Here is an 18,160-nt window from a genome sequence, read left to right on the forward strand (position 1 = left end):
AGAGCGCTCAGGCCATCGCTGGCACCGGTCGTGCCCTCGCCTTCATCTCGGCGATCAAGCGATGGCCGAGGTCGTGGAAGGGCTTCTCTAGCGCGTAGTAGGTCAGGGTGGCGATGAGCAGTGTGCTGCCGACCCAGGTGCACCAGGTGAGCCAGACTGCGGGGATGCCGGCGACCGACGTGGTCCAGCGGGGCAGCCCGTTCAGTACCAGCAGGTGGACGAGGTAGAGCGAATAGCTGATCCGGCCCAGGAACAGCAAGGGGCGGGGGAAGGAATGTCGCCGCAGCAGCAACGCTGCCCCGAAGAACATGTAGGCGCCGACCATGGCAGCGACGTCCTTGTACCAGCCGACAAAGGTTCCGGTGTCCGGGTCGACATGTTCCCCGAACGTGACGAACCACAGCACTGTTATCAGGAATACGGCGAGGCCGAAGACCCCCCACCCGATGCCGGTGGTGGTCTCGCCTCGCGTCATCCGGTAGAGCACCGTGCCCACGAACATCGTGGCGAAGACCGCGGCCGAGTACCCCGTGGGCCCAGGCTGATTGAGTACCAACGGAACGGCGATCACGGCGAGCGGAAGCGCGATGACCGCGTTCCGGCGGTTCACCGCCCGAAGGGCGAATATCGCCGCGACCAGCGCTGTCACAATTACGACCCCCAGCCGAGTGGTCCAGTTCGCCTGCGGTCCGTTGAGCAGTCCGGGCGGAATCAGGGCAAGGGGAACCATCGCGCTGAGTGCGAGAACCGCGACGGGCACTGATCGAGGGAGAAACCGGCCGAGGAACAGCAGCGACACGAACATGTAGAACACCAGCTCATAGGTGAGTGTCCAGGCGATGCCAACCACCAGATCTTCCCTCTGGCTGGCGAACAGGAAGAGATGCGTCATGGTCGCGTTGGTCGCCAGGTTCCACACGGGATTGGTCAGAAAGCTCGATGACAGCGGGTACCGGCCTACGGCGTACATGATCATCGCTGCGATCAAACAGGCCCAGAACAACGGGTAGAGCCGGAAAAACCGCCCCACCCAGAAGGCGCCCAACGACCGCCCCCGCTCCAACGACGTAGGGATGATGAAGCCGCTGACGAGAAAGAACACGAAGACCCCGAACTGCCCGGGCTCGAAGATTCCCGCGGAAAACCGTTGAAAACCTGGCCACAGTCCGATCGAGCAGTGTTGAATCACGACCGCCAAGGCCGCCAACCCCCGAAGCGCATCGAGAAACTCGAACCGGCCACCCCTGCCGCGTACCGCTCGTTCAACCGGAGCGATCGGATCCGCAACAGCCTCATCTGATTTCGTCACACCCAACCGCCGAGAATTCGACGTGGATCCCCCTGGATACATAGTTGGCGATCGTAACCGAATCGAATCGCGACCAGCACGGCAGGTGAATATCTCCGTATTTATGACCCAGGTCACATCAATCGCACCGACCAATCACCGGCCGATCACCACGATTCACAGCGGGTCGCTATCACCATGCCTCGCAGTGCGTTTGCGGGTGCCGGTGATGCACACTATCCTCTCGCGAAGTTACACAATCCGAGAGCGACCGCGCGCGTTCGCGATCGTCGTGCCGGAAAGTCCTTGGGGGAGCTGTGATTCCGATTCTGTGCCGGCAGTCGCAGGACAACTGGCCCCGGCCGGCCATGGGCATGATCATCGGCGGGGAGCGGGACGTCACGGGCTTCGGCCCGTCGGGCTGCCATGACTGTTGATGATGTTGCGGCGGCTCCGATCGCTCCGGTTGAACGAGCGGTACGCGGCAGGGGTGGCCGGTTCGAGTTTCTCGATGCGCTTCGAGGCTTGGCGGCCTTGGCGGTCGTGATTCAACATTCGTCGGAACGCCTCTGGCCGGGGTATTTCCGGTTCTCCGTAGCGCACTTCGGGCTCGGACAGTTCGGGGTGTTCGTCTTCTTCATCGTCAGCGGCTTCATCATTCCCGCATCGCTGGAGCGAGGGCGGTCCCTCGGCGCGTTCTGGGTGGGCCGGTTCCTCCGGCTCTACCCGTTGTTCTGGGCCTGCCTGATCGCGGCGATGATCCTGCACTCGATACACCGGTACGATCTGCCGACGGATTTTCTGGCCCACCCCGCACTCGAGTTCTCGAAGAACCTCACCATGGTGCAGTTCTTCCTCGGCGGCCCGGACATCCAGGTGGTCGGCGCCTCCTGGTCGCTGTCCTACGAACTGGCGTTCTACCTGTTTCTGTCGCTGTTGCTGATCGGTCGGCTCAACCGTCGATCGATACCCCTGGCGGTTCTCGCGCTCTGTTTGATCGCCCCCGGGGCGGCACTGCCACCCGCGCTGCTCAACGGCACCCACGCCAACGTCATCACGCGTTCGATGGTCGCGGTCGCGACGATCCTGGTCGCGGTGGTGTTCGCCCGCTTGGCAGCCGACCGGCACGCGGCCCTCGCCGCGATCCTGCTCGCATTCATCACCGTCCCACTGGTTCTCAACCAGCCCGGGGAGTCGGTGTTGACTTTCGGCTATTTCGCCACCATGTTCGTCGGCACGGTGCTCTATCGGATGACGTCGGGCGAAATCTCCGCGAGGCGCGGATGGGCGGTATTCGGGTTCGCCGTGTGCGTGATCTTCGGAATCAGCCTGTTCATCGAGCCCTACTCGGACCAGGCGACCGGCGTGATGGTCACCTGGCTCAAGCAACCCGCCACCATCATCCCCGCCTACCTGTTGTTCGCGTCGGCGCTGTTGCTCCGCCGCCATACTTTCCCGCGTCCGTTGCTGTTCCTGGGACGGATCAGCTACTCGCTCTACCTCGTCCACGCCCTCGTGCTCGACGCCCTGCCCCGCTGGACCTGCTCTGTCGCCGGCATTCCCGCGGCCTGGCTCACCTTGTGCACGTGGGTGATCGCCGCGCTGGTGATCGCGGCGGTGACCTACCGCACGATCGAGAAGCCCTGCCACAACCTCGGCCATCGCCTGATGACCAAAATAGACGCACGGAAGCGTGCCGAAGACCATCGGCGAACCGTTGCCGCGTAAGAGAAAAGGATTGACGCAGCCTTGTCGGCGTAATGCCGGGACCGCTCCTTGCGTCGATTGGGGGTACCGGAATATCTCCGTATTCATGACCCGGGTCACATCAACCGCATCGACCAAATCGCCGGATGATCGCAAGGATTCACAGCGGGTCGCTATCACCATGCCCCGCAGTGCGTTTGCGGGTCTCGGTGATGCGCACTAGTCTCTCACAACGTTGCACAATCCGAGCACGACCGTGAGCGTCCGCGCTCATCAAGATCGCTGCTGGAGAAGAATTGGTTGGTCGGCGAACAGAAGTGTTCAATGTCGCCAATCGTGGAGGTGACGTTGAACACGTCTGCCGGAAAGTCCTTGGGGGAGTTCATGTCAGCGGTCCTCGCGTTTTTCGCCGGACGATGACTCGACTACACCTACGCGGAGCGGGACGCCACGGGCTTCGGTCCGCCGGGATCCACCCGATGCGCAGCCTGTTGATGATCGGCGGGAGATAGTGTTCACGCGCTGGGGCAACCTCGTGCACCGGCAGCGGTTCGCTGTGCTCGGCATTGTTATAGCCGGATTGCTCGCGCTGGGCGTGTACGGCTTCGGTCTGGGGAACCATCTCAGCTCCGGCGGCCTCGACGACACCGGGTCGGAATCCTTCCACGCCGCGCTACTGATCGGTGCGGCGTGGCCGCAGAGTCATGACGCCGACGTTATCGCGATCTACACCGCGCCGCCCGGAAAGACTGTCGACGATCCCGAGTTCAGCCGCACGATCATCGGCAGCCTCGACAACCTGCCGCGCCGGTACCCCGGGCAGATCATCGGAATCAACGGTGCCTATTGGCGCACCGAAACCGGCAGAGCCAGCGGACCGCTATTCGCCACGCCCGACAAGAAGTACGCCGTGGCGTCGATCGGGATCCGCGGTACCGGCGACAATGAGATTCTCTCCAACTACCGCCAGGTCAAGGACGTCTTCGAGATCCCCGGTGTGGTCGTGCAGGTCGGTGGCTTGAAACCGGTGGCAGTGACGCTCAACGACACGATGGCCCAGGACATCCGGCGAATGGAGGTTCTGGCCTTCCCACTGGTGGCGGTGCTGCTGTTCTTCATCTTCGGCGGCGTGGTCGCCGCGGCGTTGCCCTTGATCGTGGGCGGGCTGACGATGGTCGGCGCCAACGGGATCATCCGCCTTCTGACCAACTACACCGAGGTCAATTCGTTTGTCGAGCCGGTCGTTTCGATGATCGGCCTGGGTCTGGCCATCGACTACGGCCTCTTCATCGTCAGTCGTTTCCGGGAAGAGCTCGCCGAAGGGTACGACACACCGGCGGCGGTACGGCGAGCGGTGATGACAGCCGGGCGCACGGTGGTGTTCTCCGCGACGATGATCATCGCGAGTGCCGGTGGCATGCTGCTGTTCCCACAGGGTTTCCTGAAATCCATTGCCTACGGATCTATTTCGGCGGTGTCGCTGGCCGCGCTGACGGCGATCACGGTCCTGCCCGCGATGCTGGCTGTCCTCGGCCCGCGGGTGGACATGTTGGGTATCAAGAGGTTGCGCAAGACCAAGACCGCGGAGGAGGTCGAGAACGGCTTCTGGGGCAGGAGTACCCGCTGGGTGATGCAGCGTCCGCTGAAGATCGGTGGCACATTGTGTATCGTCCTGCTGCTGTTGATCCTGCCCGTGCGCAATCTGGCCTTCGGCGGATTCAGCGAGCGATACCTGCCCCCGGACAATGAAACTCGCCTCGCGCAGCAGCAGATCGACACGGCGTTCCCCGGGCGCAGGTCCGACCCGATCGAACTGGTCTTCGTCTCCGCCGACGGCAACGCTGTCGGCGCCGTCTGGAAACAGGTGAACGACGCACCGGGACTATCCGGGAAGTTCGACGTGCCACGACGGTCCAGCACGCAGCCGAACATCTATCGGACCAGTGCGCTACTGGCCGACTCTCGTCGCGCCGATACCACCATCGACTACTTGCGGTCGATCGAAACCCCTGACGGGGTGAGCATGTTCGTCGGCGGAGTGCCTGCCGTCCAGAAGGACAGTATCGACGCACTGCTGGACCGGATGCCGCTGATGATCGGACTGGTCCTGCTCGTGACGACGCTCTTGATGTTCCTGACCTTCGGCTCACTGATTCTGCCGATCAAGGCGGCGATCATGAGCGCCCTCGGGCTCGGCTCGACCCTGGGCATCCTGACCTGGATCTTCATCGGCGGTCACGGTGCCGGGCTGTTGAACTTCACGCCACAGCCGATCCAGGCGAATGTGCTGGTACTGATCATCTCCCTCGTCTATGGCCTGTCCACCGACTATGAGGTCTTCCTGATATCGCGGATGGTCGAAGCACGCGCGAAGGGGGGCCCCACCACAGAGGCGATCCGCATCGGGACCGCGCATACCGGTCGCATCATCACCGCGGCCGCGCTGATCCTGCTCGTCGTCACCGGCGCATTCGCCTTCTCGGATCTGGTGCTGATGCAGTACATCGCGTACGGGATGATCACCGCACTGCTCATCGACGCCACCGTGCTGCGCATGCTCCTCGTGCCCGCGACGATGAAACTGCTCGGCGACGACTGCTGGTGGGCGCCAGGCTGGATGAAGAAGATCCAGCAGAAGATCGGCTTCGGCGAACCCATCCTCGACGATGAACGGCCCGCCGACGGCACCCTCATCGACCTCGTCGAGACCACCCCGATTACCGACCCGGTGACCATGCAACTCCCGGTATTCACCGAATCACGTTCTGCTCGTCGATTGAGCTGACGTACGGCGCCTGGTCGAGATCACCCAGACACGCGGTAAATCGCTGAATCAGCGAAAAGGCCCCGAAGCCAGTGGCTTCGGGGCCTTTTCGTCAGTAGCGGGGACAGGATTTGAACCTGCGACCTCTGGGTTATGAGCCCAGCGAGCTACCGAGCTGCTCCACCCCGCGTCGGGTGCTTGCACTACTTTACGCACATGCTTCGCGGGGGTTTCACGCGGGGTCTACTTAGGGGTTTTCAGGCCTTCCACCAGGGGCGGAGCGGGACGGTCCACTCCTTGTCCGACGGCAGCTTCATGCCGAGGACCTGATGGAGTTGAACGACGTTGAGCTGGAAGCCGAGTCGGCAGCCCGCCATGTACAGGCCCCAGACCTTCGCGGTGCCCTCGCCGACCTCCTCGACGCAGGCATCCCAGTTGGCCACCAGGTTCTTGCACCATTCGGCCAGGGTGAGGGCGTAGTGCGGGCGCAGGTTCTCCTCGTGGATCACCTCGAGGCCGACGTTCTGGATATCGGAGATGATGCGACCCGAACCGATCAGCTCGCCGTCGGGGAACACGTAGCGGTCGATGAAGTCACCGGCCTTGGTGGTGCGCGTGTTGTCGGGGCGGGTGATGCAGTGGTTGAGGAACAGGCCGCCGTCGCGCAGCTTGCTCTGGATGTAGGTGAAGTAGCCGGGATAGTTGGCCACGCCGATATGCTCGGTGAGTCCGATGGACGACACCGCGTCGAAGCCGGATTCGGGCACGTCCCGGTAGTCCGAGTGGCGGATATCGGCCAGATCCTGCAGCCCCTGCTCCTCGACCTTGGCCCGGCCCCATTCGGCCTGTTCCTTGGACAGGGTCGCACCGATCACCTTCACGCCGCGCTCGGCCGCGTAGCGGACCATTCCGCCCCAGCCGCAACCGATGTCGAGCAGCCGGTCGCCGGGCTTCAGGTTCAGCTTGTCGAACACCAGGCGGTACTTGTTCTCCTGCGCCTGCTCCAGGGTCTGGTCCTCATCCTCGTAACACGCACAGGTGTAGGTCATCGAGGGGCCGAGCACGTACTCGTAGAAGGTGTTCGAGACGTCGTAGTGGTGATGGATCGCCTCGGCGTCGCGGGCCTTCGAATGCCGCAGACCCTCCAAGGCGATACGCCGCCACCGCGGCAGGGTCTCCTGCGGCGGTGGCGCGATCGGCTTGAGCGCATCCCAGCCGAGCGAGCGCGCGATGGTGACCAGTGCCAGCGCCGAGGGGCGATGGAACTTCAGATCGCTCATCGCCTTCAGGAAGTCGTACGGGTCGCCCGGATGCACACCCTCGGCGCTCATATCGCCGGAGATGTAGGCGCGTGCCATGCCGAGATCGCCCGGGGCCGTGGCGATGTAGTTGATGCCGCGCGGAGTCTTGATGTCCAGTGCGAACTTCGAATCCACCGGGCCCGTACTCGAGCCGTCATAGGCGGAGAACCGGATCGGCACCTCGCCGTCGACGAGTGCTTCGAAGATCTCGGCAATGCTGAGTTTCGTACCCAACTCCGCGAATACGTCGGAGCGATCCTTGAATGTGGTCACTTGCGTTGCACCGCCTTCGAATACAAATCCAGCAAACGATGATCGGGGTCGTATCGTTTCTTCAGTTCGGGATAGATATCGCCGCCGTAGAGCCGGGCGAATTCATCCTCGTCGTAGTACGCGTCGGAGTACAGCGATTTGTGCCCGTCCAGCTCGCTGACCTTGCGTTCGATGGCGCGGTTGGCCGCGCCCTCCTGTTCGCCCGCGACGGTCGGAACCGCCGACCAGAAGCCGACATTGACGTAAGTGCGGCCGGGCTCCAGCGGATACAGCGGCCAGGGGCGCTCGATCCGATCGTCGTGCAGCCGAAGCGGGCACAACCACAGCGGTTCGATCGGGATCTCGTCCAGGAACCAGTGCAGGAATTCCGCGGTGCGCTCGATGGGCACCTCGATGTCCTGCACCACGCGCTCGCGCGGCGGATTGCCCTTGCGGGCCTCGAGCTTGTCGCCGATGTCGTAGCGCTGATCCAGTGCGATGAGCTTCCAGTAGAAGCTGGATCGCCGATACCGCGAGGGCCAGAATCGCCGGGCCGTCGGATTCTGTGCGCCGAAAGCCCGTGAGCACCAGAACCAGTCGGTGTCCCAGCGCCACAGATAGTCGTGGATGGTCAGCCGGTCGCGCTTGGGCTCGGCCGAATCATGCTGGAGGGAGCGGTAATAGATGTCCATCCCGGTGTAATCGCTGACCGGGCCGGGCTCGTCGGTCTGGCGGCCGAGCACCAGATAGCTTTCGCCGGCGGTGAATACGACGCCGTCGAGGTAGTCGACCCGCTCGCCGTCATGGGCGCGCTCGGCGATGATCCGCGCCATGGCGGTCTCGAGCTCGCCCAGATCATGGAACCGCACATGCCGCAGCGCCACATAGGGCTGCACCGATTCAAGCCGGATCTTGAGCCGCGTCGAATAGCCGAGCGTGCCATAGGAATTGGGGAATCCGCGGAACAGATCCGCATGCTCGCCGTCGGGTGTGGCGGTGATGATCTCGCCCGCGCCGGTCAGCACATCGATCTCCAGGACCGATTCGTGCGGCAGACCGTTGCGGAACGAGGTCGACTCGATACCCAGGCCGGTGACCGCGCCGCCGAGGGTGATGGTCTTCAGCTGCGGCACCACCAGCGGGGCCAGCCCGTACGGCAGGGTCGCCGCGACCAGATCCTCATAGGTGGTCATGCCCGCGACGTCGGCGGTCTTGGCCTGCGGATCCACCGCGATGACCTGCGTCAGCCCGGATACGTCCAGGCCCGGCGCGGTGTTCTTCGCGCGGGCGCGGAACAGATTGGAGGTCTTCTTCGCCAGCCGGACATTGGCCTCGCGTGGAATGGCGCGATAGCTGGCCAACAGCCGATCGACCCCCGCCCGGTGCGCGGCAAAACCTGATTCGTGTGCGGCCGGTGCGCGTCCGGCCTTCCCCAACAGACTCACTGCCACCCCCTGACGCTATCTCGCACCGAATCCGGGGGCCACCGTGAGGGTACCCAGGGGCCGGATTCTTCACCCATATGTTGCATAGCGTTCCGATAGCCCGGCAGCTTCTCCCGGCCGGAGCGGAATCTCCAGGTCACGCCGTTGTTTTCGATCGGAACGATACGGGCGTACCGGATCTGCCGGAACGTCGCAGGACCGACCGCGTGACCGTGGCATGCCCCCGGCCGCCGTAATGGGAGAGTTGTCACGCCCGTGGCGGGAATGATCGCCCGGTGGATTTTGCTGAAAGGTTATTCGGCTTGTTCGCCGAGCCGCTTCCCGAACCAGTGCTGGGAGTAGGGGGAGTGCCGCCCCTCGTACAGCAGATACCAGCGGTCGCTGACCTCGGTGTAGTAAGTGCGCCACAGTGTTCGGGCGAGGGGTGGGTCGTGCTGCTCCGGGGTGATGGTCCATTCCGATGTCATCGATCCCCTGTGTGATTCCGCCGACGCTGGTGATCCGGCTCGCCACGATCGCGGCGTAGCATAGCCCCGCGGCAAGGAACGTGCACAGCGCTGAGTCAAACAAGGAGCTCATAGTGGGACAGGTCAACGCCTCCAGTTCGATCGTCGTTCCGGCGGATTCGCAGCGCGCGCTCGAGGCGATCGCCGATTACGAGACCGTGCGGCCGCGCATCCTCACCTCGCACTATCACGACTACAAGGTGCTCGAGGGCGGCAAGGGAGCGGGCACGGTGGCCGAGTGGACGCTGCAGGCCACCCAGAAGCGGTCCCGCAACGTGCATGCGGTGGTCTCGGTCTCGGATTCGATGGTGACCGAACGGGATTCGAATTCGACGATGGTGACGACCTGGACGGTGACGCCGTCGGGCGCCGGTGCGCTGGTCACGATCCGCACCGGCTGGAAGGGCGCGGGCGGCGTCGCCGGATTCTTCGAGGGCATCTTCGCGCCGTTGGGGCTCAAGAAGATTCAGGCCGAGACGCTGGAGAATCTGAAGCGCGAACTCGCTTGACCCTGGGCGATATCGAACAGATCGCCCGCTCGATCTGTTCGCGCCGGTCGGGGCGGACAGATCGAGACGGACGACGTTCCAGCGGTCACCGCGTCAGCACGAATGTCAACAACTGCGGGGTCTGGAAGATCCCGCGCCAGTAGGAGTATCCGAACCATACGCCCGGGGCGATCTCGCGGACCTCGTCCCAGATCGGGGAGAGGATCGAGGGGGCGTAGTCGAATGCCCACGCGGGCCGGCCGTCCATGCGGGACGGTGCGACGTACACGTTCGCGGGGAAGCCCTCGATTCCGGCGACGGTGACGCGGTTCATCAGGCGGCCGCCGTTCGGTCCGGTGTAGAAGTTCTTCCCGCGCCAGAACGGCGGTGCGATCGCCTCGATGATCGACGGGCGCGTCACCCATCCGTTGGTCGCACCGGTCGGTACGCTCCCGCGGGGTGAGTTGCGGAAGATCTGATCCTGTTGTTCCGGTGTGCATCTACTGCGTAACGACTCGACCGTCGCGCTCGGGTTGTAGTCGTAGATCACACAGCCGCCACCGTGGTCGACATCGGCACTGGCGGTAGGTGTTTGGACTGCTGCCGGTGCCACGGCGAGCATCGTCGCCAGGCCTGCGGGTGCTACCAGGCGCACAAAGGATTTGCGGAAAAGGTCACGGTATACACGCATCGCTGCCTCCACCGGATCGTCCGACCCACCTTTGATGGTAAGTCGCTATGACCGGGCGGATGGGGTGATCGACCCAACCGTGACTACGCTGGTACGTAACCACTTCCCGCAGAGAGGACAGTCCGTGCAGCCAGGTGGAGAGTTCGACATGGGGGCGCTGCTGCAGCAGGCCCAGCAGATGCAGCAGGCCGTGCTGGAAGCGCAGGAACAGATCGCCGCGGCCGAGGTCGAGGGCGTCGCGGGCAATGGCCTGGTGAAGGTGACCATCAAGGCCACCGGCGAGGTGCAGTCGCTGCGGATCGATCCCAAGGTGGTCGACCCCGACGATGTCGAGACGCTGCAGGATCTGGTCGTCGGCGCGCTCAACGACGCGATGACCAAGGCGCAGCAGCTGGCCGCGGAGAAGTTCGGCCCGCTGGCCGGCGGCGGTGGCCTCCCCGGCCTGCCGGGCCTCGGCTAGAGGATCACTGTTGTACGAGGGTCCGGTTCAGGATCTGATCGACGAGTTGGGCAAGCTGCCCGGCGTCGGTCCGAAGAGCGCCCAGCGCATCGCCTTTCATCTGCTGTCGGTGGAGCCGCCCGAGATCGATCGGCTGCAGGCGGCATTGCAGAAGGTGCGCGACGGGGTGCGGTTCTGCGCGGTATGCGGCACGGTCTCCGACGGTGAGCTGTGCCGCATCTGCGCGGACCCGCGGCGCGATCGCACCATGATCTGCGTCGTCGAGGAGCCCAAGGATGTGCAGGCCATCGAGCGCACCCGCGAATTCCGCGGCCGCTACCACGTACTCGGCGGTGCGCTGGATCCATTGTCGGGCATCGGCCCCGATCAGCTGCGCATCCGGGAACTGTTGGCGCGCATCGGAAATCAGGACGACGGCGTGGACGTGAGCGAGGTCATCATCGCCACCGATCCCAATACCGAGGGCGAGGCCACGGCCACCTACCTGGTCCGCATGCTCCGCGACTTCCCCGGCCTGACCGTGACCCGCCTCGCCTCCGGCCTCCCCATGGGCGGCGACCTCGAATTCGCGGACGAACTGACCCTCGGCCGGGCGTTGTCGGGGCGTCGCGCACTCTGATCCGTTGCCCGGATTACCTTCCGCGACAGGGGAACCCCCCGTCGGGGACGGAAGGTTCACAGCTCGACGGGATTCCAGTCCAGGGCGTCGAAGCGGGTGCGGTTCCCGGTGGCCCAGTCCCAGATCAGGTCGGCCACCAGGGTCGGGTCGTCGGTGTGGGCGCCGAAGTGGCGGGTGGGGGAGCCGTCGCGGTATTCGAGGGTGTACCGGTTCGCGTCGTCGCGGTAGGTCTGGATGTAGTGCTGGGGTTCGCCTTCGGCGATCAGGTAGGGGCCGGGGGCCTCGAGGGCAGGGATCCACAGGTCGACCAGGGCGCGGGTGAGGTAGGGGAATTCGCCCGCGCCGCCGTGGGTGATCGTCAGCGGAATATGGTCCGCGGGGTCGATCAGCCAGCTCAGCTGCGGGTCGTAGAGGGCGTAGTCGCGCGGCGTGGCGAGTTCGAACAGCAGGGCGCGCAGATGGCCGATGGCGTCGTAGTCGCTCGAAACGTACAGTGCCGCACCATTGTCCTTGCCGCCGACGGGGGAGTCGGCGAGGAAGGCGTCCCGTTCGGGCAGGGCGGCGTTGCGGCCGTTGAGTTCGGCCGCGATCGCCGCCACCGCCTCCGCCTCGGGCAGGCCCTGCTGGCCGGTCAGATACGCATCGGCCGCCGCGGGCGTCGACGCGACGCCGGAGGGCAGGAGGACCTGGTCGTAACTCACCCGGCCAGGCTACGCGGCCCCGTCACCGTCTCCGTGACCGCACATCCGCAGCCCCCGGCGACATCGAAGCAGTCGACGATGCAGGTGTGCCGGGAATGGTCGGCGTCGAAGCAGTCCGCCTCGGTGCATTCCACCGACCGGTCGGTGTGCACGATCAGCGTGCCGTGGCAGTGATCGAGCACCGCATCGCAGGACGGACAAACCCTCGCGTGCATGAGACCTCCTGTGAGAACGTCCGCCTTTCGTCTTACCACCGCCGCCCGACAGGCTCGCGATCTCGGCCGCGTGTCGGGCGAACCTTGCGGATCCGAAACTTGTTGCCTTCCAGAATGGAATCGCACCTGCCGGATCGCGGAAATCGGCGCGGAGCCGTTGTCCGCGGTTCGGGCGTGATCGTATTCTCGGGCCGAGGGGGTCGAAGTGCCGGTTTTCGTCGCTGTACGTGTCGATGTTCGCGGTGTCCCGTCGGGGACGAATCACTGTGGAGGACAGGATGACTGGCGAGTTCTACAGCTGGAAGGTCACGCGGATCGATCCGGACGGGACGGACCGGATCCTGGAGACGGGGGAGGGCACATTCGGCGCCGCCGATGCCCTGACCGGTCGCGTCTGCCAGGACTTCATCCAGGTGGGCACCGCCGTCTTCGACCGGGTGTGCGGGGAGCTGGTCGAGGAGCAGTACGCGGTGGTGCTGGACGCGCGGATCGAGGGGACTCCGGATCCGGCGCCCGAGGTATGGCGGGCCGCCATCATCGTGCGCGATCGCGATGGGGTGGAACGGATGACCTCGGCCGCCGATCTGCACTATCGGAAGGTCGGCGTCCAGGAGGTCGAGGAGTATCGAAAGGAGTTGGCGCTGTGGGAGAAACGCGAGAAGCAGCGGCGCGAACGGTGCCTGCGGGCCATCGCCGCCGCCGGTCGCGCGCTGCCGAAGGAGGATGAGGTGCCGCATCTCGAGGTGGCCGACCCGCGATTGCGCGGCCTGGTGCTCAGCCTGCGGGTGGAGGCCGATACCGTCCGCGAGGAGGTCCCCGACCTCGACCACTGCCGCGAACAACTGATGCTGGCCGAAAACACCGTCGCCGCAGCGCGTTCCGCCGAACGGGCCGCGCGGGCCAAGGGTGATCCGGCCGAGGCCGGGCACGCCCGCGCCTACGTCGAACGCTGGACCCCGCGCATCGACCGCTGGGTCAGCTATATCGAGCTGACCACGGAGGCCTACGCCGACGCCGCCTCGGTCGACGCCCTCGCCGACCGACTCAGTCTCGTGCACCTGCCGTCGGAGAACTGAGCCCCGCGCCCGGCGCATATCAACTGACTATGTAAGCTCTCAACAATCAGTTGAAATCGGATGCGGAAGGGTGCCATGACCGGGCGGGTTGGCGAAGCCGAGGTGCGGGCGACCCTGGCCGTGCTGGCACAACTGGTCGAGCCGCTGGCGCAGGCCCTGCGGGCCGAGGTCGTGGTCCACGATCTGACCCATCTGCCGGATTCGGTCCACGCCATCGCGGGCGGGCTCACCGGCCGCGATGTGGGCGCCCCGGCGACCGATCTGCTGCTGCGGCATCTGAGCTCGGGGGCGAGCGCCAATCTGATCGACTATCCGACCGAACTCCCGCAGCATCGCCGCGGCCGATCCAGCACGATCATCGTCCGATCGCCCGCGGACGGGACGCCGGTGGCCGCGCTGTGCCTGAATATCGATGTCACCGAGCTCGCCGAGGCGCATCGACTGCTCGGTGCGCTGCTCGGCGCGACCGCGCAACCGGTCGCGGGCCCGCGCGAGACCTTCCCGCGCAGTGTGGGCGAGCTGGCCGACCGCATGATCGCCGAGGCCGTCGCCGACACCGGGGTTCCGGTGGAGTTGATGAAGAAGCAGCACAAGATTCAGGTCGTGGCGCGACTGCGCGAACAGGGCGTATTCGCGGTCAAGGACGCGATCGAGACCGTGGCCGAGGCGATCGGCGTCACCCGATTCACCATCTACAACTACCTCAACGAGCTCGAGGGTGAGGACAGCGCATGACCGCCGCCGATACGACCGATGTCATGGTCGATATCAACCGTTACGACCCCGCGCACCGGCAGTGGCTGGCACAGGCCATCGCCAAGGTCCGCGCCGACGCGCGCCGCTCGTCGGATACCCATCTGCTGCGCGTGCCGGTGCCGTCGGTGCCGGGCGTGGACCTGTATCTGAAGGACGAATCCACCCATCCCACCGGATCATTGAAGCATCGGCTGGCCCGCTCGCTGTTCCTGCACGCGCTGTGCAGCGGCTGGATCCGGCCCGACCGCCCGGTGATCGAGGCCTCGAGCGGTTCGACGGCGGTGTCGGAGGCGTACTTCGCGCGGCTGATCGGGGTGCCGTTCATCGCCGTGATGGCGCGCAGCACCAGCCGGGAGAAGGTGCGGCTGATCGAATTCCAGGGCGGCCGATGCCATTTCGTCGATAACGCCATCGAGGTGTACGAGGTGGCCGCGCGGCTCGCGCGCGAGACCGGCGGGCACTACATGGACCAGTTCACCTTCGCCGAACGCGCGACGGACTGGCGGGGCAACAACAACATCGCCGAGTCGATCTTCGATCAGCTCGCCGAGGAACCGCATCCCGACCCGGCGTGGATCGTCGCGACCGCGGGCACCGGCGGCACCTCGGCGACCATCGCCCGCTATATCCGCTACACCGGCCGCGCGACCGGCATCTGCGTTGCGGACCCGGACAATTCGGCGTTCTTCCCCGGCTGGCGGGACGGCGATTCCGGCGTCACCACCGAGATCTGTTCCCGCATCGAGGGAATCGGCCGCCAGCGCGTCGAGCCGAGCTTCGTCTCCTCGGCCATCGACCGCATGATCCACGTTCCGGACGCGGCCGCCATCGCCGCCGTGCACGTGCTCGAGGAGCTGATCGGCCGAAAGGCGGGGGCCTCCACCGGAACCGGTCTGTGGGCGGCGTTCCACATCATGTCGGAGATGGCGGCCGCGGGCCGCAGCGGCAGCGTGGTCGGACTGCTGTGCGATCCGGGCGACCGCTATATCGACAAGTACTACTCCACGGAATGGCTTGCGGCCCAAGGTATCGACATCGCGCCCTATGCCGCGCGCCTGCGTGGCTTCCTCGAGTCGGGACGGCTCAGCTAGCCAGCAACCGGACCACGGCGATCGTGCCGACCACCACGATCACCGCGCGTAAGACGGTGGGCGGCAACCGTCGTCCCACCGTCGCGCCCAGCTGACCGCCGATGATCGAGCCGAGCGCGATCAGTCCCGCCACCTGCCACGACACGTGGGCGACGACGATGAAGATCGCGGCCGACGCGGAATTGGCCAGCATCGCCAGGTAGTTCTTCACGCCGTTGAGCCGCTGGATGTCCTCGTCCACGAACACACCGAGCAGGCCCATCAACAGAACGCCCTGTGCGGCACCGAAGTACCCGCCGTAGACGCCGGTGCCGAGCACGGCCGGCCACAGCAGCGGTCCGCCGTGTTCCGGTGTGTCGCCACCCTGTTCGCGCCGCCGCTTCACCCAGCGCGCCAGCCGCGGCTGCACCACCACGAGGACCAGCGCGGCGATGATCAGGACCGGCACGATCGCCTTGAAGGCCCCGGGCGGTAGGGTCAGCAACAGCACCGCTCCCGCCACCGCGCCGATCAGGGTCGCGCTGCCGAGCCGCAGCATCCGGGCCCCCTGGCCCGCGAGTTCGCGCCGATATCCCCACACCCCGCTGGCGCCGCCGGGCACCATGCCGATCGTGTTCGAGACATTGGCGGTCACGGGCGGATAACCCAGGGCGAGCAGCACCGGAAAGGTGATGAGCGTCCCCGAGCCGACGATGGTGTTGATACCGCCGGCGGCGATGCCCGCGCCGAAGACCACGAGCTGTTGCGTCCAGGTCATCCGCATTCCTCACGTCGGGCCGTGTCGACCTGTCTTTCCAGCTTCGGTCTCGGGCCTGTAAACTCGCCTCATCATGCAGCGGGCACTTCTTCTCGGTCGCCGCGGCGGGGTCTGATACGGACCGGCTCCCGTCGCGGGGTTCAGCTGTGCCGGTCGACCCACCTTCGGGATCCCATCCACACCCACGGAGAACATCGCATGTCACCCGCTGACGCCTTCGTATCCGCCACGCGCACGATCACCGCGCCGACCAAGCCCGCGCCCGCCGATCAGCCCGCGTGGAACACACAGAAGAACTCCTCGATGCCGACCTTCCGGTATCGGCCCTTCGCCGAGGAGGTCGAGCCGGTCACGCTGTCCGACCGCACTTGGCCGGACAAGATCATCGATCGGGCCCCGGCATGGTGCGCGGTCGATCTGCGCGACGGTAACCAGGCCCTGATCGATCCGATGAGCCCCGCCCGTAAGCGGCGCATGTTCGACCTGCTGGTCCGCATGGGCTACAAGGGGATCGAGGTCGGCTTCCCGTCGGCCAGCCAGACCGATTTCGACTTCGTCCGCGAGATCATCGAGGACGGCGCGATCCCGCACGATGTCACCATTCAGGTGCTGACCCAATGCCGTTCGGAGCTGATCGAGCGCACCTTCGAGGCGTGCCAGGGCGCGCCGCACGTGATCGTCCACTTCTACAACTCCACCTCGATCCTGCAGCGGCACGTGGTGTTTCGCGCCGATCGCGAGGCGGTGAAGAAGATCGCGACCGACGCCGCGCGGCTGTGCCTGGAGGTCGAGAAGCGTTATCCCGATACCGATTGGCGCTACGAGTACAGCCCCGAGTCCTATACCGGCACCGAGCTGGATTACGCCCGCGAGGTGTGCGACGCGGTCACCGAGATCATCGCGCCGACGCCGGACCGGCCGATGATCATCAATCTGCCCGCCACGGTCGAGATGGCCACCCCCAACGTGTACGCCGACTCGATCGAGTGGATGAGTCGCAATCTGGCGCGGCGCGAGGCGATCGTGCTGTCGCTGCATCCGCACAACGATCGCGGGACCGCCGTCGCGGCCGCCGAATTGGGGTATCAGGCCGGGGCCGACCGCATCGAGGGCTGTCTGTTCGGCAACGGCGAGCGCACCGGCAACGTCTGCCTGGTGACCCTGGGGATGAATCTGTTCTCCCGCGGCGTCGATCCGCAGATTGACTTCTCCACTATCGACGAGATCCGCCGCACCGTGGAGTACTGCAACCAGCTGCCCGTGCACGAGCGGCATCCCTATGGCGGCGATCTGGTCTACACCGCGTTCTCCGGCAGCCACCAGGACGCCATCAACAAGGGCCTGGACGCGATGAAAGCCGCTGCGGACGCGTCGGATTCGGATGTCGACGACATCACCTGGGCGGTGCCGTACCTGCCGATCGATCCCAAGGATGTGGGCCGCACCTACGAGGCGGTCATCCGGGTCAACTCGCAGTCCGGCAAGGGCGGGGTCGCCTACATCATGAAGACCGATCACGGACTGGTGCTGCCGCGGCGGCTGCAGATCGAGTTCTCCCGGGCGGTCCAGCAGATCACCGACGGTGAGGGCGGTGAGGTCACGCCCAAGGAGATGTGGGACGCCTTCGCCGAGGAGTATCTGAATCCGGTCCTGCCGCTGGAGCGCATGCGTCAGCGGGTCTCCGCATCCGAAACCGACGGCGGCACCGACCATATCGATGTCGTGGTGAAGGTCGACGGGGTCGAGCAGGAGATCTCCGGCGAGGGCAACGGCCCGCTCGCGGCGTTCGTGGACGCGCTGTCGACGATCGGCACCGATGTCCGTGTGCTGGACTACTCCGAGCACGCCATGTCCTCCGGTGACGACGCCCAGGCCGCGGCCTACGTCGAATGCGCCATCGGCGACAAGGTGACGTGGGGCGTCGGCATCGCCACCTCGATCACCACTGCCTCGCTGCGCGCGGTCGTCTCGGCGGTGAACCGGGCGTCCCGCGCTCGGTGAGCCCCTCGCTTCGCTCGGGGACATAAGGAGGGCCTCGGGACG

At 65.6% G+C, this 18,160-nt stretch carries 17 protein-coding genes and 1 tRNA gene; 9 read left to right on the plus strand and 9 right to left on the minus strand.

Annotation, left to right across the window (positions count from 1 at the left end):
• Window positions 1–7: 7 nt before the first annotated feature.
• A complete protein-coding gene (locus ACIA76_RS29735) occupies window positions 8–1,309 on the minus strand; it encodes an acyltransferase family protein (RefSeq protein WP_397156592.1) in 1,302 nt (433 codons plus the stop codon).
• 405 nt (window positions 1,310–1,714) lie between these two features.
• Between ACIA76_RS29735 and ACIA76_RS29740 the strand changes: the two genes are divergently transcribed.
• Both ACIA76_RS29740 and ACIA76_RS29745 read left to right on the plus strand, forming a co-directional pair.
• Entirely contained in the window at window positions 1,715–3,016 is a 1,302-nt protein-coding gene (locus ACIA76_RS29740) for an acyltransferase family protein (protein WP_397156404.1), read from the plus strand.
• A 490-nt stretch (window positions 3,017–3,506) separates the two neighbouring features.
• The gene (locus ACIA76_RS29745) at window positions 3,507–5,780 is read left to right on the plus strand and encodes an MMPL family transporter (protein ID WP_397156406.1); all 2,274 of its coding nucleotides are present in this window, start codon (window positions 3,507–3,509) and stop codon (window positions 5,778–5,780) included.
• Between the two features lie 95 nt (window positions 5,781–5,875).
• Here the strand turns inward: ACIA76_RS29745 and ACIA76_RS29750 are convergent.
• From ACIA76_RS29750 to ACIA76_RS29765, 4 genes are all read right to left on the minus strand, one after another.
• Window positions 5,876–5,949 (minus strand) — tRNA-Met (locus ACIA76_RS29750).
• A 67-nt stretch (window positions 5,950–6,016) separates the two neighbouring features.
• Window positions 6,017–7,333: a class I SAM-dependent methyltransferase gene (locus ACIA76_RS29755; protein WP_397156408.1), complete on the minus strand. Its 1,317-nt coding sequence runs from the start codon at window positions 7,331–7,333 to the stop codon at window positions 6,017–6,019.
• Window positions 7,330–8,757, minus strand: coding sequence for an FAD-binding oxidoreductase (locus ACIA76_RS29760; protein ID WP_397156594.1), 1,428 nt, complete (start codon window positions 8,755–8,757; stop codon window positions 7,330–7,332). Before ACIA76_RS29760 ends, ACIA76_RS29755 begins: the two co-directional genes overlap by 4 nt.
• Before the next feature lie 293 nt (window positions 8,758–9,050).
• Window positions 9,051–9,224: a hypothetical protein gene (locus tag ACIA76_RS29765; RefSeq protein ID WP_397156410.1), complete on the minus strand. Its 174-nt coding sequence runs from the start codon at window positions 9,222–9,224 to the stop codon at window positions 9,051–9,053.
• Window positions 9,225–9,337: 113 nt separating this feature from the next.
• On the opposite strand from ACIA76_RS29765, the gene ACIA76_RS29770 reads away from it, so the two are divergent.
• On the plus strand, window positions 9,338–9,772 hold the full coding sequence (locus ACIA76_RS29770) for an SRPBCC family protein (RefSeq protein WP_397156411.1): 435 nt from the start codon (window positions 9,338–9,340) through the stop codon (window positions 9,770–9,772).
• 85 nt (window positions 9,773–9,857) lie between these two features.
• Here ACIA76_RS29770 and ACIA76_RS29775 read toward each other — a convergent pair whose 3' ends face one another.
• On the minus strand, window positions 9,858–10,442 hold the full coding sequence (locus ACIA76_RS29775) for a hypothetical protein (RefSeq protein ID WP_397156413.1): 585 nt from the start codon (window positions 10,440–10,442) through the stop codon (window positions 9,858–9,860).
• Window positions 10,443–10,566: 124 nt separating this feature from the next.
• On the opposite strand from ACIA76_RS29775, the gene ACIA76_RS29780 reads away from it, so the two are divergent.
• Both ACIA76_RS29780 and recR read left to right on the plus strand, forming a co-directional pair.
• Window positions 10,567–10,902 carry a YbaB/EbfC family nucleoid-associated protein gene (locus ACIA76_RS29780; RefSeq protein ID WP_397156415.1) on the plus strand — a complete coding sequence of 112 codons (336 nt, stop codon included), beginning with the start codon at window positions 10,567–10,569 and terminating at the stop codon, window positions 10,900–10,902.
• Window positions 10,903–10,912: 10 nt separating this feature from the next.
• Window positions 10,913–11,521, plus strand: a complete 609-nt coding sequence (gene recR / locus ACIA76_RS29785; protein ID WP_397156418.1) for a recombination mediator RecR — start codon at window positions 10,913–10,915, stop codon at window positions 11,519–11,521.
• A 56-nt stretch (window positions 11,522–11,577) separates the two neighbouring features.
• Here the strand turns inward: recR and ACIA76_RS29790 are convergent, their stop codons facing one another.
• Both ACIA76_RS29790 and ACIA76_RS29795 read right to left on the minus strand, forming a co-directional pair.
• Window positions 11,578–12,222, minus strand: coding sequence for a hypothetical protein (locus tag ACIA76_RS29790; protein ID WP_397156420.1), 645 nt, complete (start codon window positions 12,220–12,222; stop codon window positions 11,578–11,580).
• The gene (locus ACIA76_RS29795; protein WP_397156422.1) at window positions 12,219–12,437 is read right to left on the minus strand and encodes a hypothetical protein; all 219 of its coding nucleotides are present in this window, start codon (window positions 12,435–12,437) and stop codon (window positions 12,219–12,221) included. The genes ACIA76_RS29790 and ACIA76_RS29795 overlap by 4 nt, the downstream gene beginning before the upstream one ends.
• A gap of 278 nt (window positions 12,438–12,715) precedes the next feature.
• Here ACIA76_RS29795 and ACIA76_RS29800 point away from each other — a divergent pair, with 278 nt between their 5' ends.
• The 3 genes from ACIA76_RS29800 (at window position 12,716) to ACIA76_RS29810 (ending at window position 15,360) form a co-directional block, all read left to right on the plus strand.
• Window positions 12,716–13,513: a hypothetical protein gene (locus tag ACIA76_RS29800; protein ID WP_397156424.1), complete on the plus strand. Its 798-nt coding sequence runs from the start codon at window positions 12,716–12,718 to the stop codon at window positions 13,511–13,513.
• A gap of 75 nt (window positions 13,514–13,588) precedes the next feature.
• Window positions 13,589–14,248 carry a transcriptional regulator gene (locus ACIA76_RS29805; RefSeq protein WP_397156426.1) on the plus strand — a complete coding sequence of 220 codons (660 nt, stop codon included), beginning with the start codon at window positions 13,589–13,591 and terminating at the stop codon, window positions 14,246–14,248.
• Window positions 14,245–15,360, plus strand: a complete 1,116-nt coding sequence (locus tag ACIA76_RS29810) for a PLP-dependent cysteine synthase family protein (RefSeq protein ID WP_397156428.1) — start codon at window positions 14,245–14,247, stop codon at window positions 15,358–15,360. The genes ACIA76_RS29805 and ACIA76_RS29810 overlap by 4 nt, the downstream gene beginning before the upstream one ends.
• Here the strand turns inward: ACIA76_RS29810 and ACIA76_RS29815 are convergent.
• Entirely contained in the window at window positions 15,353–16,117 is a 765-nt protein-coding gene (locus tag ACIA76_RS29815) for a sulfite exporter TauE/SafE family protein (RefSeq protein ID WP_397156430.1), read from the minus strand. The two genes, ACIA76_RS29810 and ACIA76_RS29815, sit on opposite strands and share 8 nt — an antisense overlap.
• A 198-nt stretch (window positions 16,118–16,315) precedes the next feature.
• Here ACIA76_RS29815 and leuA point away from each other — a divergent pair, with 198 nt between their 5' ends.
• Window positions 16,316–18,118: a 2-isopropylmalate synthase gene (gene leuA, locus ACIA76_RS29820; RefSeq protein ID WP_397156432.1), complete on the plus strand. Its 1,803-nt coding sequence runs from the start codon at window positions 16,316–16,318 to the stop codon at window positions 18,116–18,118.
• The last annotated feature ends 42 nt before the right edge of the window (window positions 18,119–18,160 follow it).

The organism is Nocardia sp. NPDC051570 (genome assembly GCF_044454005.1).
Classification (GTDB): Bacteria; Actinomycetota; Actinomycetes; order Mycobacteriales; family Mycobacteriaceae; genus Nocardia.

What these genes read in the sequence shown, in the direction of transcription:
- ACIA76_RS29740 (WP_397156404.1), top strand. Translation starts at nt 1,715, where the DNA reads ATGACTGTTGATGATGTTGCGGCGGCTCCGATCGCTCCGGTTGAACGA.
- ACIA76_RS29765 (WP_397156410.1), bottom strand. Translation starts at nt 9,224, where the DNA reads ATGACATCGGAATGGACCATCACCCCGGAGCAGCACGACCCACCCCTC.
- ACIA76_RS29775 (WP_397156413.1), bottom strand. Translation starts at nt 10,442, where the DNA reads ATGCGTGTATACCGTGACCTTTTCCGCAAATCCTTTGTGCGCCTGGTA.
- ACIA76_RS29795 (WP_397156422.1), bottom strand. Translation starts at nt 12,437, where the DNA reads ATGCACGCGAGGGTTTGTCCGTCCTGCGATGCGGTGCTCGATCACTGC.
- ACIA76_RS29800 (WP_397156424.1), top strand. Translation starts at nt 12,716, where the DNA reads ATGACTGGCGAGTTCTACAGCTGGAAGGTCACGCGGATCGATCCGGAC.
- ACIA76_RS29805 (WP_397156426.1), top strand. Translation starts at nt 13,589, where the DNA reads ATGACCGGGCGGGTTGGCGAAGCCGAGGTGCGGGCGACCCTGGCCGTG.
- ACIA76_RS29810 (WP_397156428.1), top strand. Translation starts at nt 14,245, where the DNA reads ATGACCGCCGCCGATACGACCGATGTCATGGTCGATATCAACCGTTAC.
- ACIA76_RS29815 (WP_397156430.1), bottom strand. Translation starts at nt 16,117, where the DNA reads ATGACCTGGACGCAACAGCTCGTGGTCTTCGGCGCGGGCATCGCCGCC.
- leuA (WP_397156432.1), top strand. Translation starts at nt 16,316, where the DNA reads ATGTCACCCGCTGACGCCTTCGTATCCGCCACGCGCACGATCACCGCG.